The 15,197-nt window shown below is 66.1% G+C and carries 19 protein-coding genes; 18 read left to right on the forward strand and 1 reads right to left on the reverse strand.

Going from position 1 to position 15,197, the window contains the following annotated elements; translation table 11 throughout:
- The 11 genes from GPA_RS07765 to GPA_RS16775 form a co-directional block, all read left to right on the forward strand.
- The coding region (locus GPA_RS07765; RefSeq protein WP_041239288.1) for a uroporphyrinogen-III synthase at window positions 1-234 on the forward strand (234 nt) is incomplete at its 5' end.
- Complete coding sequence (hemB, locus tag GPA_RS07770) at window positions 231-1,208, forward strand: porphobilinogen synthase (protein ID WP_015539515.1); 978 nt, start codon at window positions 231-233, stop codon at window positions 1,206-1,208. The genes GPA_RS07765 and hemB, both read left to right, overlap by 4 nt.
- 52 nt (window positions 1,209-1,260) lie before the next feature.
- The gene (hemL, locus tag GPA_RS07775; RefSeq protein ID WP_015539516.1) at window positions 1,261-2,547 is read left to right on the forward strand and encodes a glutamate-1-semialdehyde 2,1-aminomutase; all 1,287 of its coding nucleotides are present in this window, start codon (window positions 1,261-1,263) and stop codon (window positions 2,545-2,547) included.
- 63 nt (window positions 2,548-2,610) lie between these two features.
- A complete protein-coding gene (locus GPA_RS07780) occupies window positions 2,611-2,799 on the forward strand; it encodes a 4Fe-4S binding protein (protein ID WP_015539517.1) in 189 nt (62 codons plus the stop codon).
- A gap of 33 nt (window positions 2,800-2,832) precedes the next feature.
- Window positions 2,833-3,378 (forward strand): Dissimilatory sulfite reductase (desulfoviridin), alpha and beta subunits, encoded by a 546-nt coding sequence (locus tag GPA_RS19760; protein WP_015539518.1) that lies wholly within the window; start codon window positions 2,833-2,835, stop codon window positions 3,376-3,378.
- Window positions 3,365-4,024, forward strand: a complete 660-nt coding sequence (locus GPA_RS19765) for a hypothetical protein (RefSeq protein ID WP_197533082.1) — start codon at window positions 3,365-3,367, stop codon at window positions 4,022-4,024. Before GPA_RS19760 ends, GPA_RS19765 begins: the two co-directional genes overlap by 14 nt.
- Window positions 4,025-4,075: 51 nt before the next feature.
- A complete protein-coding gene (dsrB, locus tag GPA_RS07790) occupies window positions 4,076-5,131 on the forward strand; it encodes a dissimilatory-type sulfite reductase subunit beta (RefSeq protein ID WP_015539520.1) in 1,056 nt (351 codons plus the stop codon).
- A 148-nt stretch (window positions 5,132-5,279) separates the two neighbouring features.
- Window positions 5,280-6,641, forward strand: a complete 1,362-nt coding sequence (locus GPA_RS07795) for a YeiH family protein (RefSeq protein ID WP_015539521.1) — start codon at window positions 5,280-5,282, stop codon at window positions 6,639-6,641.
- A 3-nt stretch (window positions 6,642-6,644) separates the two neighbouring features.
- A complete protein-coding gene (locus GPA_RS07800; protein ID WP_015539522.1) occupies window positions 6,645-7,019 on the forward strand; it encodes a hypothetical protein in 375 nt (124 codons plus the stop codon).
- 99 nt (window positions 7,020-7,118) lie between these two features.
- Complete coding sequence (locus tag GPA_RS07805) at window positions 7,119-7,985, forward strand: hypothetical protein (RefSeq protein ID WP_015539523.1); 867 nt, start codon at window positions 7,119-7,121, stop codon at window positions 7,983-7,985.
- Window positions 7,986-8,009: 24 nt separating this feature from the next.
- Window positions 8,010-8,477 carry a hypothetical protein gene (locus tag GPA_RS16775; protein WP_049784068.1) on the forward strand — a complete coding sequence of 156 codons (468 nt, stop codon included), beginning with the start codon at window positions 8,010-8,012 and terminating at the stop codon, window positions 8,475-8,477.
- 78 nt (window positions 8,478-8,555) lie between these two features.
- On the opposite strand, the gene GPA_RS07815 is transcribed toward GPA_RS16775, so the two are convergent.
- On the reverse strand, window positions 8,556-9,209 hold the full coding sequence (locus GPA_RS07815) for a precorrin-2 dehydrogenase/sirohydrochlorin ferrochelatase family protein (protein WP_015539524.1): 654 nt from the start codon (window positions 9,207-9,209) through the stop codon (window positions 8,556-8,558).
- Window positions 9,210-9,488: 279 nt separating this feature from the next.
- On the opposite strand from GPA_RS07815, the gene GPA_RS07820 reads away from it, so the two are divergent.
- The 7 genes from GPA_RS07820 to dsrP all read left to right on the forward strand — a co-directional run.
- Entirely contained in the window at window positions 9,489-9,710 is a 222-nt protein-coding gene (locus tag GPA_RS07820) for a hypothetical protein (RefSeq protein WP_015539525.1), read from the forward strand.
- Window positions 9,711-9,719: 9 nt separating this feature from the next.
- The gene (locus GPA_RS07825; protein ID WP_015539526.1) at window positions 9,720-10,232 is read left to right on the forward strand and encodes a hypothetical protein; all 513 of its coding nucleotides are present in this window, start codon (window positions 9,720-9,722) and stop codon (window positions 10,230-10,232) included.
- Window positions 10,229-11,218, forward strand: coding sequence for a sulfate reduction electron transfer complex DsrMKJOP subunit DsrM (gene dsrM, locus GPA_RS07830; protein WP_015539527.1), 990 nt, complete (start codon window positions 10,229-10,231; stop codon window positions 11,216-11,218). The genes GPA_RS07825 and dsrM overlap by 4 nt, the downstream gene beginning before the upstream one ends.
- A gap of 5 nt (window positions 11,219-11,223) precedes the next feature.
- Window positions 11,224-12,888, forward strand: coding sequence for a sulfate reduction electron transfer complex DsrMKJOP subunit DsrK (gene dsrK / locus GPA_RS07835; RefSeq protein ID WP_015539528.1), 1,665 nt, complete (start codon window positions 11,224-11,226; stop codon window positions 12,886-12,888).
- Complete coding sequence (gene dsrJ, locus GPA_RS07840) at window positions 12,881-13,270, forward strand: sulfate reduction electron transfer complex DsrMKJOP subunit DsrJ (RefSeq protein WP_015539529.1); 390 nt, start codon at window positions 12,881-12,883, stop codon at window positions 13,268-13,270. Before dsrK ends, dsrJ begins: the two co-directional genes overlap by 8 nt.
- Before the next feature lie 55 nt (window positions 13,271-13,325).
- A complete protein-coding gene (gene dsrO, locus GPA_RS07845; RefSeq protein ID WP_015539530.1) occupies window positions 13,326-14,102 on the forward strand; it encodes a sulfate reduction electron transfer complex DsrMKJOP subunit DsrO in 777 nt (258 codons plus the stop codon).
- The coding region (dsrP, locus tag GPA_RS07850; protein ID WP_041239291.1) for a sulfate reduction electron transfer complex DsrMKJOP subunit DsrP at window positions 14,095-15,197 on the forward strand (1,103 nt) is incomplete at its 3' end. The genes dsrO and dsrP, both read left to right, overlap by 8 nt.

Genomic DNA, 15,197 nt, shown 5'->3' on the forward strand with positions numbered 1-15,197 from the left:
CGCGCGGGCGACGTGGACGCCGTCACGTTCACCAGCTCGTCCACGGTGACGAACCTGCTGGCCTGCCTGGGCGGCCCGTCGCTGCTCGAGGGGGCCGACCTGTACTCCATCGGTCCCGTGACCACGGAGACGCTGCGCGCGGCCGGCCTCGAGCCCCGCGCCCAGGCGGTCGAGTACACCATCGCGGGCCTCGTGGCCGCGCTCGTCGATACGCAAGAAGGAGAGCTCCTATGAAGATGCGCAAGCGCCCCCGCCGCCTGCGGGAGACGGCCGGCCTGCGCGCCATGGTGCGCGAGCACCATGTGCGCGTGGACGACCTGGTCTACCCGCTGTTCGTATGCAGCGGCACGGGAAAGCAGGAGCCCGTGCCCTCCATGCCCGGCGTGTTCCACTACTCCCTCGACCGGCTCGGGCCGGTGCTCGACGAGGTGGCGGGCAAGGGCATTCCCGCCATCCTCCTGTTCGGGCTGCCGGCCTTCAAGGACGCGCGTGGCACGCAGGCCTATGCCGAAGACGGCATCGTGCAGCAGGCCGTGGCCCTTGCCAAGGAGCGCCAGCCCGCGCTCACCGTCATCACCGACGTGTGCCTGTGCGAGTACACCGACCATGGCCACTGCGGCCTGGTGGACGGCGAGCGCGTGCTCAACGACGAGTCGGTTGCGCTCTTGGCCGCCACGGCCGTGTCCCATGCCCGGGCGGGCGCCGACATCGTGGCGCCGTCCGACATGATGGACGGCCGCGTGGGCGCCATCCGCGACGCGCTCGACGAGAACGGCTTCGAGCACGTGGCCGTCATGTCCTACGCCGCGAAGTTCGCCTCCGCCTTCTACGGGCCGTTTCGCGAGGCGGCCGACTCGGCGCCGCAGTTCGGCGACCGCAAGAGCTACCAGATGGACCCGGCGAACGGCGACGAGGCCCTGCGCGAGGTCATGCTCGACGTGGAGGAGGGCGCGGACCTCGTCATCGTGAAGCCGGCCCTGGCCTACGGCGACGTGCTGTACCGCACGAAGCAGGCCTGCGGCCTGCCCGTGGCCGCCTACTGCGTGAGCGGCGAGTACGCCATGGTGAAGGCCGCGGCCGCGCAGGGGTGGATCGACGAGCGCCGCGTGGTCATGGAGGCGCTCGTGGGCTGCAAGCGCGCGGGCGCCGACCTGCTCATCACGTACCACGCCCTCGACGTTGCCGGGTGGCTGCACGAATCGATGTGACCGACCGAGCCGGCAAGACGGCCGGCGCGGAAAAGAAGGAGGTGTGCCGGGCATGCTCGACACGACGAGAAGCGAGGAAGCGTTCCGCATTGCCTGCCGGGTGATACCGGGAGGGGTCGACTCGCCCGTGCGCGCCGCGCGCGCGGTGGGGCGCAACCCGGTGTTCCTGGCGCGCGGCGAGGGCTCGCACGTCTGGGACGTGGACGGGAACGGCTACGTGGACTACGTGGGCTCATGGGGCCCGCTCATCTGCGGCCATGCGCATCCCGCCGTGGTGGAGGCCTTGTGCCGCGCAGCGCAGCAGGGGTCGTCCTTCGGCGCGCCCACCGAGGCCGAGACGGCGTTGGCCGAGGAGATCCGCCGCGCGTACGATGCCGTGGAGATGGTCCGGTTCGTCAACTCGGGAACCGAGGCTACCATGAGCGCCCTGCGCCTGGCGCGCGGCGCCACCGGGCGCGACTACATCGTGAAGTTCGAGGGCTGCTACCACGGCCACTCGGACGGCCTGCTGGTGAAGGCCGGCAGCGGCGCGCTCACCAACGGGCGTCCCAGCTCGGCCGGCGTGCCGAAGGACGTGGCCGAGAAGACGCTCGTGGCGCGCTACAACGACAGCGAAAGCGTGGCCGCGCTGTTCGAGGAGTACCGCGAGCGCATCGCCGCCGTCATCGTGGAGCCGGTCGCCGGCAACATGGGCGTGGTCCCGCCCGACCCCGGATTCCTGCTCGATTTGCGCGCGCTCACGCTCGAGCAGGGCACCGTGCTCATATTCGACGAGGTCATGACGGGCTTCCGCGTGGACTACGGCGGCGCCTCGCGCTACTACGGCGTGCTGCCCGACCTCGTGTGCCTGGGGAAGGTCATCGGCGGCGGCCTGCCGCTTGCGGCCTTCGGCGGGCGCGCCGACCTCATGCAGGGGCTGGCCCCGCTGGGGCCGGTGTACCAGGCGGGCACCCTCTCGGGCAACCCGCTTGCCGTGGCCGGCGGCTTGGCGACGCTCAAGCTGCTGCAGGAGCCCGGCACCTACGAGAGCCTTTTCAAAGCCGCCGCCGACCTTGCGGACGGCCTGGAGGGCATCGCGCGCGACTGCGGCGTGCCGCTTCAGGTCAACCGCGTGGGGGCTATGTTCTCGGCCTTCTTCACGGACGAGCCGGTGGTCGACTACGAGAGCGCCTGCAACGCCGATGCCGACAGGTTCGCCCGCTACTACCGGGCCATGCTGGAGGCGGGGGTCTACTTGGCCCCGAGCCAGTTCGAGGCGGCGTTCGTCTCGACGGCCCACAGCGGGCAGGACATCGCGTTCACGCTGGAGCAGGCCGAGCGCGTCTTGCGCGCCCTATAGCGCATCACGCGGTACGTGCGTGCAGCTCGAAGACGAGTTCGCAACGGAAAGGGGGTGATTGGTATGTATATGGTTTCTCTTGACGAGGAGGCGTGCACCGGGTGCAACTCATGCGCTGACGGCTGTCCCGCGGGCATTTTGACTTTCGACGGGGAGAAGGCCTCCATCAAAGGCGACCCGTGCGACTGCATGGGCTGCGAGGCCTGCACGACGGTATGCCCGTCCGGCGCTATCACCGTGATGGAACTGTAGTGCCAACGAACCCCCGGAAAACAGGAGGAAATTATGGCAGAAAAGAGAGAAACCCCCCAGCTCGACGAGCTGGAGAAGGGTCCGTGGCCCAGCTTCGTGACCCAGATCAAGCGCGCGGGCGAGAAGAACGCCATGGCCGACGATCTGCTGGGGCTCCTCGAGAAGTCCTACGAGGACAAGGTGGGCCACTGGAAGCACGGCGGCATCGTGGGCGTGAAGGGCTACGGCGGCGGCGTCATCGGCCGCTACACCGACATGCCCGAGGAGTTCCCGAACATCAGCGAGTTCCACACGGTGCGCGTGGCCCAGCCCAGCGGCTGGTTCTACACGAGCGACATGCTGCGCGAGATCTGCGACGTGTGGGAGGAGCGCGGCAGCGGGCTCACGAACATGCACGGCTCCACCGGCGACATCATCTTGCTGGGAACGCACACCGACCAGCTGCAGCCCATCTTCGACGACATCAGCGATCGCGGGTTCGACCTGGGCGGCTCCGGCTCCGACCTGCGCTCGCCGAGCTGCTGCGTGGGACCCGGCCGCTGCGAGCACGCCTGCTACGACACGCTTGACATGTGCTAACGACCTGACGAACGAGTACCAGGACGAGATCCACCGCCCCATGTGGCCGTACAAGTTCAAGTTCAAGATGTCCGGCTGCGCGAACGACTGCGTGGCGGCCCAGGCGCGCGCCGACTGCTCGATCATCGGCACCTGGCGCGACTCCATCATCATCGACCAGGACGAGGTGAAGAAGTACGCCGCCGACGGCCTGGACATCCAGATGGACGTGTGCCACCGCTGCCCCTCGCACTGCCTGACCTACGACAAGGACACCCAAGAGCTCTCGGTGAACGCCGAGGAGTGCACGCGCTGCATGCACTGCATCAACGTGATGGGCAAGGCTATCAAGCAGGGCAAGGAGAAGGGCGCCACCATCATGATCGGCGCGAAGTCGACCATCGTGAAGTCCGCCTTCATGTCGTGGGTCATCGTGCCCTTCATGAAGATGGAGCCGCCCTACACCGAGTTCAAGGAGATGATGGACCGCATCTGGGACTGGTGGGACGAGAACGGCAAGACGCGCGAGCGCATCGGCGAGCTCATCTACCGCCTGGGCATGGGCGAGTTCCTGCGCGCCACGGGCATCCCGGCCGTTCCCCAGATGGTGTACCGTCCGCGCGCCAACCCCTACGTGTTCTGGCAGAAGGACGAGATCGAGGACTAGCGCGATCGCGCTTGAACCGTATTGTTCCCGTTGAAAGATGAGGTGAGTTACATGCCCAAGATCGACAATGGACCTCCGGACTACCGTAAGAACCTGCCGCCTATCGTGGAGCAGAACTACGGCAAGTGGGAGTACCACGAGTCGCCGCGTCCCGGCGTGCTGAAGCACGTGGGCCCGGCCGGGGCGCTGTACAGCGTCCGCTGCGCCTCGCCCCGCCTCGTGTGCGTCGACTTCATCCGCGACGTGTGCGCGCTGGCCGACAAGTACTGCGGCGGCTACCTGCGCTTCACCAGCCGCAACAACATCGAGTTCTTGGTATCCGACGAGCAAAACGTCGAGCCGCTCATCGCCGAGTGCGAGGCCCAGGGGCTTCCCGTGGGCGGCACCGGCGCTTCCATCAGCAACGTCGTGCACACGCAGGGCTGGGTGCACTGCCACACGCCCGCGACCGACGCCTCGGGCATCACCAAGGCGGTCATGGACGACCTGTTCGAGTACTTCCAGCGCGACGACCTGCCCAACAAGCTGCGCATCGCCATGGCGTGCTGCCTGAACATGTGCGGCGCCGCCCACGTGAGCGACATCGCGCTCGTCGGCATCCACCGCACCGTGCCGCGCATGGACCACGAGGCCATCCGCAAGGGCACCGAGATTCCGAGCCTGGTGGCGTGCTGCCCCACGGCGGCCATCCGCCCCGACCCGAAGAACAAGAGCGTGACCATCGTGGAGGAGCGCTGCATGTACTGCGGCAACTGCTACACCATGTCGCCCGGCATGCACATCATGGATGCCAAGAACGACGGCGTGGCCATCCTGATCGGCGGCAAGGTGTCCAACGCCCGCACGGCGCCCAGCTTCTCGCGCATGGTCATCCCGTTTCTGCCGAACAACCCGCCGCGCTGGCCCGAGGTCACCGAGGCGGTGCGCCATATCGTGGACCTCTGGATCGCCAACGCCCGGAGGGGCGAGCGCTTGGGCGAGTGGGTCGAGCGCATCGGCTGGGAGCGTTTCTTCAGCCTGTCGGGCATCCCGTTCACCGACAAGCACATCGACGACTACATCTTCTCGCGCGAGACGTTCAGGACGTCGGCGGCGTTCAAGTACTAGCGCTTCGAGCTCTCAATCCGCGTCGGCGGGGCCGGCGGAACCGGTCGGCGCGGATTGGTCAACGATAGCCGACGACATCGCTTATCGCTGATCGAGTGTTTGAGGGACGAGCGGCATGCAGCTGCTCGAACAAAGAAAAGGGGATATTATGTCAACAAACAATACCAAGACCAACGGCGGGGGCCTCAAGAGCCTCTATTTGAAGGAGGACTGGTGGGCCGTATGGATCGGCCTCGGCATCGTCGTCGTCGCCCTGATCCTTTGGGCAACCGGGCAGTCCGGCATCCTGGGCGCCCTCAACGTCAAGTTCGCGGGATACAGCGACTTCTCGGGCCTGCTGCCGTGTGTGACCGGGATCTTCCCGAACGCGATCATCCTTTACGTCGTATTGGCCGTCATCTTCTCTATCGTCATGGGCATCATGGGCAAGAACGTGCCCAAGTTCTTGGGCGGCTTCACGCTCCTCTACGTGATGGCCATCTTGGTCCAGATCCTCTCCGCTTGGAGCCTGGCGAAGCAGTTCAGCCTTGAAGCGCCGGTCATGGCCCTGATCGTGGGCATCATCATCGGCAACTTCGTGAAGATCCCGGACTGGTTCGAAGCCGGCATGCGCACCGAGTTCTACGTGAAGACCGGCATCGTGCTCATGGGCGCCACGCTCCCCTTCACGCTGATCCTGCAGTCCGGCCCGGTTGCCCTCATGCAGGCCACCATCATCGCCGTGTCCACCTTCCTGGTGATCTACTTCTGCGCCTCGCGCCTGTTCAAGCTTGAGAAGCCGTTCGCGGCGACGCTGGCCACCGGCGGTTCTATCTGCGGCGTGTCGGCCTCCATCGCCATCGGCTCTGCCGTGAACGCCAAGAAGGAGCACGTGTCGGTGTCCATCTCGATGGTTGTTATCTGGGCTACGATCATGGTGTTCCTGCTTCCCGTCGTCTGCCGCGCCCTTGGTTTGTCCGACGGCGCCTCCGGCGCGTGGATCGGCACGTCCGAGTTCGCGGACGCCGCCGGCATGGCCGCGGCCGCCCAGTTCGGCGACGGCGCCATCACCACGTTCACCCTCATGAAGGTCGTCGGCCGCGACATCTTCGTGGGCGTGTGGGCCTTCATCCTGGCCATCATCTCCGTCACCATGTGGGAGAAGGGCGAAAGCGCCGACGGCACCCGCCAGAAGCCGTCCGCCGGCGTTATCTGGGAGCGCTTCCCGAAGTTCGTCGTGGGCTTCTTCATCGCCTCCATCCTCATCACCGTCGTGACGTTGGCGAGCACTCCCGACGTTGCGGCCACCATCGACAAGCAGGTCCTCAGCCCCATCAAGGGCCTGCGCGGCTGGGCGTTCATCCTGTGCTTCCTCTGCATCGGCCTGACCACGCGCTTCAAGGCGCTCGCCGCCACCGGTTGGAAGCCCTTCGCGGCCTTCACCTGCGGCGTCGTGGTCAACGTGGCGCTCGGCTTCCTGTTCTCCACGATTATCCTGAACAGCTACTGGACGACCGTGGGACTCGGGTAGGCAATGGACGAGCCAACCGTAGTCAAGCATACCTGCATTCAAAGCGCCTGCTTCTTCCTCCCGTTCTTCGAGGCGGGGGAGTGGCGCCGGAGGGGGAAATCGCCTTGGAAGTCCGTCAAGAAGATCGAGGCGACTCCGGATGCGATTCGCGAGCTCGCGGCCTACACGAACCGGTGCATGTCGCACAGCGCGGCCGTCATGGAGTTTTTGCTCAGCATCCATGACGACTGGGAGATCACCGTCAAGAAGGACGGGGTGTGGATGGAGACGGAGACGATGATCTACGAGGACATCCTGCCCCGGCTCGAAGAGGCGGGGATCAGCGAGAACGACTACGCGCTCTACAGCGAGTACACGCGCAAATGGGGCATGATCTAGCCCCGGAGGTTCATGCTTGAAGCCGCAGGCGGTCTCGCTAAAACGGGGCTGCCTGCGGTTTTTTCACCGCAGGGGCGACGCGAGGGGAAAGGGGTCAAGATGAGAGCTTACGAGCGTATCGTGGAGGTGCTCGGCGACGAGGCCGACGCGGAGTCGCGCGAATGGGTGCGTCGCAAATACACCATCAGAGTGCGCGTCGCGGGGGTTGCCGCCTTTGCGCTGTTCGTGATGATCATGGGAATGTCGGGCACCCCCTGGTTCGCCATCAGCACGTTCATCCTTCTGCCGCTCATGATCGTCGCGGTTTTCTTCGGGGTGTTCATGAGGGGCTCGGTGAACAAGGGGCTCACGCGCCTCATCGACGACGACTGCGACCCGCTCCTGTGCGCTCGTCGGACGCTTGCCCTGCTCGAGAAGGACAAGAAGAACGCCGACCCGCGCAGCGGGCTGTTCAGCTATGCTTACGCCCTGCGATGGCAGGGCAAATGGAACGAGGCGGCCAAGCTCATGCGGGCTCTGGAGGACGACGCCGACCCCCAGGGACAGTTCCTCTACCACAACCTTCTGGCGTACTGTGCGTGGGACAAGCGCGACCTCAAGGGCCTCACTGCCGAGGTCAAGGCTTTGAAGGAGCTGCCCGCCGAGGGGCTGTCGAAGGACGCTGCTTCCCACATTGCCGAGCACGTGGCCCTGCGCGATATGCTGTCAAAGGAGCTCAACGGGAAGCCGTCCAAGGCGGCGGCCGGGTACCTCCAGGTTGCCGATGACCCCAAGGCCCTTCCCGCGCATCGCGTGCTGTTCTCGCTGAAGGCGGCGGGCTGCCTGGCCGATCCTGCCGAGCGGCATGCGCGCCTTGCCTACGTGGCGGAGCATGGCGGTACCACCTGGTGCATGGCGGAAGCGAGGAAGCGGCTGGAGAAGGAGTCCCGCAAGGGCCTCGGTGCCCCTGCGGGCACGGCGTCCTAGGCGGGCACGAGGGAAGGGTGCAACGTGTCCGACATCACGAAAAGCGGGGTGCGGGCGCTTGTCGAGGCCGGTGATGAGACGGCTATCCTGGCGCTGTTCGACGAGGACCCGCATCGGGTGCAGCGCTTCCTCAAGCGGCTGGCCTGCGCGCCCGACGCGGCGCACCACGCGCGCACCGTCGCGTGCTTCCGCATGCTCTCGCGCGAGCGGTCGGCGGGTATGCCCGAGTTCTTCCGGGAGACCATCCGGCGCAGCCTGTGGGAGATGAACGAGGAGGGCGGCAACGTGGCGTGGTCGGCGCCGGAAATCGCCGCCGCCGTGGTGGCCGGCGCGCCCGAGCGCTACGGCCGGTTCGCCTCGTACCTGATCATGGCCGCTCTCGACGAGCCCACGTTCCACCCGAGCCTGCTCGCCGCCGCCGACCTCTTGGCCGCCGCCGACCCCGCGCTGGTGGAGGAGTTCCTGCCCCAGCTGGAGTCCCTGCGCCGCTGAGCCGGCGGGCGTGCTTTTATAAACGGCGGAACTCGTTACACGAATGCAAGGAAACTTGAACCGACCGAAGGTCCGTCTCTACAGGGTTGCGCAGGCGGTCCGCTCGGCTTCCAGCAGCTCTTCCAGGAGGCGCTCGGCGGCCTCTTCGTCGGCGGCTTGCACGAGGCGCTGGACGCGGCCGTCGGTGGCCTGCTGCCAGAAGCGGAGGCGGGCGGGCTCGTCGGGCAGGGCGGCGATGGCGCGCGGGCGCCAGGCGGCCAGCAGGTCGAGGTAGGTCTCGAAGCCCGCGGGGATGCGCTCCTCCAGCTCCCTGCGCAGCCGGCGCGCTGTGAGCGGGCTCGCGCCCTCGGTGGACACGGCGATGGACAGCTTGCCCCGGCGCAGCACCGAGGGGAGGAAGAACGTGCAGAGCTCCGGCCGGTCGGCCACGTTCACCATGAGATGCGCCCCCGACGCGTCGCGGTAGGCCCGCGCGTTCACATCCTCGTCGTCGGTGGCCACGAACACGATGTCGGCGCCGCTCAGATCGGCAGCGTCGTAGGCCTTGGCGCGCCAGGCGCACCGGCCCGCGTCGGCGAGCGCGCGCAGGGCTTCCGTGACCTCGGGCGCGACGACGGTGACGTGCGCTCCGGCGGGCAGCAACCCTTCGACCTTCCGGGTGGCGACGGCGCCTCCGCCCACGACGAGCGCGGCGCGGTCCTGCAGGACGAGCGAGACGGGATACGTTGGCATGGCGCCCCTTTCCCCAAGGCATGGGCGGGCTCGGCGCCCGCGCCTGCCATTGTAGCGCACACGGTGGCGGGCGGCTGCCGAAACGCGGGACAAAAAGCGTCAAAAATGATGGTTGAACAGGGGTTGAAGGTGGTCATCGCGTTTCGTAATGCCTTGATGAAAACCTTTTATTTTACAGGTGGTGAACAGGATGATTTACTGGTAGCTGCGTGGGGAAGGGCAACGGGTTCGGTCCGGTATGCCTTTCTTGGCACGCGCCCTATCGAGGAGGAGGCTCGTATGCAAAAAGGTGCTGCAGATCCTGCCATCAAGCAAAAAGTTCTCGATTACCTTGACACGGTGGAGAAGGCGAAGAGCAAGGAGATAGCCAAGGCGATCTCCGAGGAGAAATCCGCCGTCGACCTGGCTGTCAAGGAGCTTGCGTTCGAGGACAAGGTCGAATACCTCTACATCACCACCACGTTCGTCGCCCTGAAGGGCAAAGTCGCCCCTCCCGAATAAGACGCGCTCATGGGCACGGTCTACGGGGAGATCGACGCGAGGAGAAGTTCCCTATTCAAGGCTTGGAGGGCGTGTTTCGACGGCGGGTCCGCATCCGCCTTCCCCGTTGCAGCGGGGAAGGCGGGCCGGTTCTCCAATCCCGCCGCCTATCTTGCCGACGAGTGCGCGAGCGACGTGCTCGCCTGGTTGGCAGGCGCAGGGGGAGAGGCGGACATTCCCGCCTCGGTGGCCGACTGGTGCCGCCTGCGAGCCGTCCAGGAGACGGACCAGGCGCATGCGTTGCGCCCTCTTCTCGATCTGAAGCAGGTTGTCCGCGATGCCGTGGGCGCCGCAGCCGGCGACGGCGAGCTCGCCTTGGTGGACGAGCGCATCGACGCCTTGGGGCGCTACGCGTCCGACCGGTACGCCGAATCTCGGGAGAAGCTGAACCAGATCAGGTTGGACGAGATGCAGAGAGGTGAGGGTCTCATGAACAGAAGGCTGGCCCGCGATAGGGCCCGGCGCGAGGGGGACGCGGTATGAGGATCGTCGGCCCCCTGATCTTGACGTTGGCCCTTGCCGCCGTGGCCTGGGTGGGCACGCAGTATGCGGGCCTCTACGCCGTGTTCGGCATCGTCATTCCCTACCTCGCCCTGGCGAGCTTCGTGGGCGGGTTCGTGTTCCGCCTCGTGAAGTGGGGGAAGTCGGCCGTGCCGTTCCGCATCCCCACCACCTGCGGCCAGCAGAAGTCGCTGCCGTGGGTCAAGCAGAACAAGATAGAGAACCCCTCGTCCTTCGCGGGCGTCGTGGGCCGCATGCTGCTCGAGGTGCTGGTGTTCCGGTCGCTGTTCCGCAACACGAAGACCGAGAAGCAGGGCGAGGCCCTCGGCGTGGGATCGGCGAAGTGGCTGTGGCTGGGCGCGCTCGTGTTCCACTGGTCCATGCTGATCATCGTGCTGCGCCACCTGCGCTTCTTCCTGGAGCCGGTACCGGGCGCCATCATGGCCCTCGAAGGCGCCGATGCGTTCTTCCAGATCGGGCTGCCGGCGCTCTACCTCACCGACCTCTTGATCGTCAGCGCGCTCACGTTCCTGTTCGTCCGGCGCGTCGTGATCCCCCGCGTGCGCTACCTGTCGCTGCCGAACGACTTCTTCCCGCTGTTCCTGCTGCTGGGCGTGGTCATAGCCGGCATCGCGATGCGCTACTTCTTCCGCGTTGACATCGAGGGGGTCAAGGAGGTGGCCATGGGGCTGGTGACGCTGCACCCCGTGGTGGTGGCCGGCATAGGCCCCATCTTCTACGTGCACCTGTTCCTGGCGAGCGTGCTCATCGGGTACTTCCCGTGGAGCAAGCTCATGCATGCCGGCGGCATCGTGCTGTCGCCCACGCGCAACCAGGCCAACGACAGCCGCGCGGTGCGCCACGTGAACCCGTGGAACCCCGACCTGCCCGTGCACACGTACGCCGAATACGAAGACGAGTTCAAGGACAAGCTGGTCAAGGCCGGGTTGCCGCTGGATGCGGAGTGAGGGCGATGGCGAAACTACCGAAACAAGACGAGCTTCTGGACTTCTCCTTCGACGTGCCCAAGACGGGCTGGATGCACACGCCCACCGAGTTCAAGGAGGGCATGTACTGCTACGGCACGAAGCCGAAGAACCTCGAGGTCGTGGGCATGCCGAACGGCCACGACTGGTCGCCGGCCGACGAGGACTGGCACCTGCCGGAGGGCTGGAAGGACATCGTCCTGAACGGCATGGAAGACCTCATGAAGAAGTACCGCTCGTTCAAGCTGTACATGGACGTGTGCGTGCGCTGCGGCGCCTGCGCCGACAAATGCCACTTCTACCAGGGCACGGGCGACCCCAAGAACATGCCGGTGGTGCGCGCGGAGCTGCTGCGCTCGGTGTACCGCCGCTACTTCACCACGTCCGGCAAGCTGCTCGGCGAGCTGGTGGGCGCACGCGACCTCACCGAGGACGTCATCAAGGAGTGGCACTACTACTTCTACCAGTGCACGGAATGCCGCCGCTGCTCGGTGTTCTGCCCCTACGGCATCGACCAGGCCGAGATCACCCTCATGGGCCGCGAGCTGCTGAACCTGCTGGGCCTGAACACCGAGTGGATAGCCGGGCCGGTTGCCAACTGCTACATGAAGGGCAACCACGTGGGCCTCGAGCCCCAGACCATCATGAGCAACATAGAGTTCCTCATGGAGGACCTGCAGGACATCACCGGCAAGGCCATCAACCCGTCGTTCAACCGCAAGGGCGCCGAGATTCTGTTCGTGGTGCCGTCGGGCGACTTGTACGCCGAGCCCGGCACGTACACGTTCATGGGCTACATGCTGCTGTTCGAGCAGCTGGGGCTGGACTACACGCTGTCCACGTACGCCTCGGAGGGCGGCAACTTCGGCTTCTTCACGGCCAACGACATGGCCAAGCGCCTGAACGCGAAGATGTACGCCGAGGCGAAGCGCCTGGGCGTGAAGTGGATACTGGGCGGCGAGTGCGGCCACATGTGGCGCCTGGTGAACCAGTACATGGACACGTGGAACGGCCCGGCGGACTTCCTGGAGGTTCCCGTGTCGCCCATCACCGGCACGCGGTTCGAGAACGCGGCCTCCACGAAGATGGTGCACATCACCGAGTTCACGGCCGACCTGCTGTACCACGACAAGATCAAGGTTGACCCGAGCCGCAACGACCATCTGGTGGTTACGTACCACGACTCGTGCAACACCTCGCGCGCCATGGGCCTTTTGGAGGAGCCGCGCTACATCATCAACAAGGTGTGCAACCACTTCCACGAGATGCCCGAGGAGACCATCCGTGAGAAGACGCTGTGCTGCGGCAGCGGATCGGGCCTGAACGCGGGCGAGAACATGGAACTGCGCATGCGCGGCGGCTTCCCGCGCGCGAACGCCGTGCGCCACGTGCGCGACAAGTACGGCGTGAACACGCTCGCGAACATCTGCGCGCTCGACCGCGCGTCGTTCCCGGCCCTCATGGACTACTGGGTGCCCGGGACGAAGGTCATGGGCGTGCACGAGCTGGTGGGCAACGCGCTCGTGCTGGACGGCGAGGGCGAGCGTACGCTCGACCTGCGCCTGGAGGAGCTGCCGAAGAAGCCCGCGCCGGCGTCTGCAGGGGACGCGGGGGCGACGAGCGACGGGGAAGGCGGGACGGACCATGTATAAGGGAGGAAGGATCATCGCCTTCGCGGCGCTGTTCTGCTTGGCGGTGCTGTCGCCGTTCATCGTGAACCTGGCCAACGCCGCGCCGGCCCCCGAGACGAGCCTCGACACGCCCGCCATCAACGCGCAGCAGACGAAGGAGTGCGTGGCGTCGACGGAGTACATGAAGGACAACCACATGCAGCTGCTCGACGAGTGGCGCAACGACGTGGTGCGCGACGGCTCGCGCGAGTACGAGAGCGCATCGGGGCAGGTGTACGAGAAGAGCCTGGACGGCACCTGCCTGGAATGCCACTCGAACCGCGAGGAGTTCTGCGATTCCTGCCACGACTACGCGTCGGTCGATCCGTACTGCTGGGACTGCCACGACGGCGAAGCGTCATGAGGCACAGGCGGCCAAGGCGTTTCACGGGGGCGATGAGAGGAGCCGGGTACCGGTCATGAAGAGACGTGATTTTCTGATAGCGGGAGCTGCGCTCGGCGTTGCCGGCCTGGGCTGCCTGGGCGGCTGCAGCTCGTACACCGGCTCGGCCCGGGTGTCCGGCGGCGGCGTTGCCGGCCGCCATTGGGGGTTCGTGGTCGACGTGGAGCGGTTCAACCGCGAGGCCGACATGGGCAAGATCCAGGCGGCGTGCCACCACGCCCACAACGTTCCCGACATCGGCGACCCGAAAGAGGAGGTCAAGTGGATATGGGGTGAGCCTTTCGAGGCCAGCTTCGCCGACATCCACTCCGAGCACCCCTCCCGCGAGCTCGAGGAAGCCACCGTGCCGGTGCTCTGCAACCACTGCGAGGAGCCGCCGTGCGTGCGCGTGTGCCCCACGAAGGCCACGTTCAAGCGCGACGACGGCATCGTGGAGATGGACTACCACCGCTGCATCGGCTGCCGGTTCTGCATGGCGGCCTGCCCTTATGGCGCGCGCAGCCTGAACTTCCGCGATCCGGGGCCGTACCTCGACGAGGTCGATCCCTCCTATCCCACGCGCACGAAGGGCGTGGTGGAGAAGTGCATGATGTGCGCGGACCGCATCGACGCGGGCGAGCTGCCGCTGTGCGTTGAGGCGTCGAACGGCACCATCCTGTTCGGCGACCTGAACGATCCGGATTCCGACGTGCGGCGGGCGCTCGACGAATCGTTCGCCGTGAGAAGGCGCACGTCGCTCGGCACCGGCCCGAGCGTCTACTACATGATAAAGGGAGGCGAGGCGCATGCTTGAGAAGGCTTTGCGCGGCTCCAAGGGCTATTATGCCTGGGTCGGCATCCTGTTGCTGGGCATCGTCGCGGGCGTGGCCGCCTACGCGAACCAGCTGGCGAACGGCCTCACGCTCACCGGCATGAGCCGCGACGTGTCATGGGGCCTCTACATCTCCCAGTTCGTGTTCCTGGTGGGCGTGGCGGCCTCGGGCGTCATGGTGGCCATCCCGTACTACCTGCACCATTTCAAGACCTACGCGAAGATCGTCGTCATCGGCGAGTTCATGGCGGTGGCGGCCGTGCTCACGGCCGTGCTGTTCATCGTGGTGGACCTGGGCCAGCCCATGCGCGTGCTGAACGTGATCCTGTTCCCCACGCCGAACTCTATCCTGTTCTGGGATATGTGCGTGCTCTCTTCGTACCTGGTGGTGAACCTGGTTATCGGGTGGACGGTGCTCGGCGCCGAGAAGAAGGGCTTCCCGCCGCCCCGGTGGACGCACGTGCTCAGCATCATCGCCATCCCGCTGGCCATCGGCATCCACACGGTCACGGCGTTTCTGATCTCCGGATTGGCGGGGCGCGAGTACTGGCTCACGGCCATCATGGCCGCGCGCTTCCTGGCTTCCGCGTTCGCGGCGGGGCCGGCGCTGCTCATCGTGCTGTGCCTCGTGCTGCGCAAAACCGCGCGGTTCAACGTGACGGACAAGGCCATCGACTCGCTGGCGAAGACGGTGTGCTACGCCATGATCGCCAACGTGTTCTTCTTCGTGCTCGAGGTGTTCACGGCTTTCTACAGCAACATGCCCGGGCACAAGGCGCCCATCGAGTACCTGTTCTTCGGCTTGGACGGCCATGCGCAGCTCGTGCCTGTCATGTGGCTGGCCGCCGTGCTGGCCATCGGGGGCATCCTGCTCCTGCTCGTTCCCAAGCTGCGGCGCTCCCACAAGGTGCTCGTGCCGGCGCTCGCGGCGGTGTTCTTCGCCTGCCTGATAGACAAGGGGCTGGGCCTCGTGCTGGGCGGCTTCGTGCCGAACTCGTTCGAGCAGGTGGTGGAGTATATCCCCAATCCGAACGAGCTCCTGGTCATCGTGGGCGTGTACAGCATCGGGGCGCTTGC

It is taken from the genome of Gordonibacter pamelaeae 7-10-1-b (assembly GCF_000210055.1).
GTDB classification, from domain to species: domain Bacteria; phylum Actinomycetota; class Coriobacteriia; order Coriobacteriales; family Eggerthellaceae; genus Gordonibacter; species Gordonibacter pamelaeae.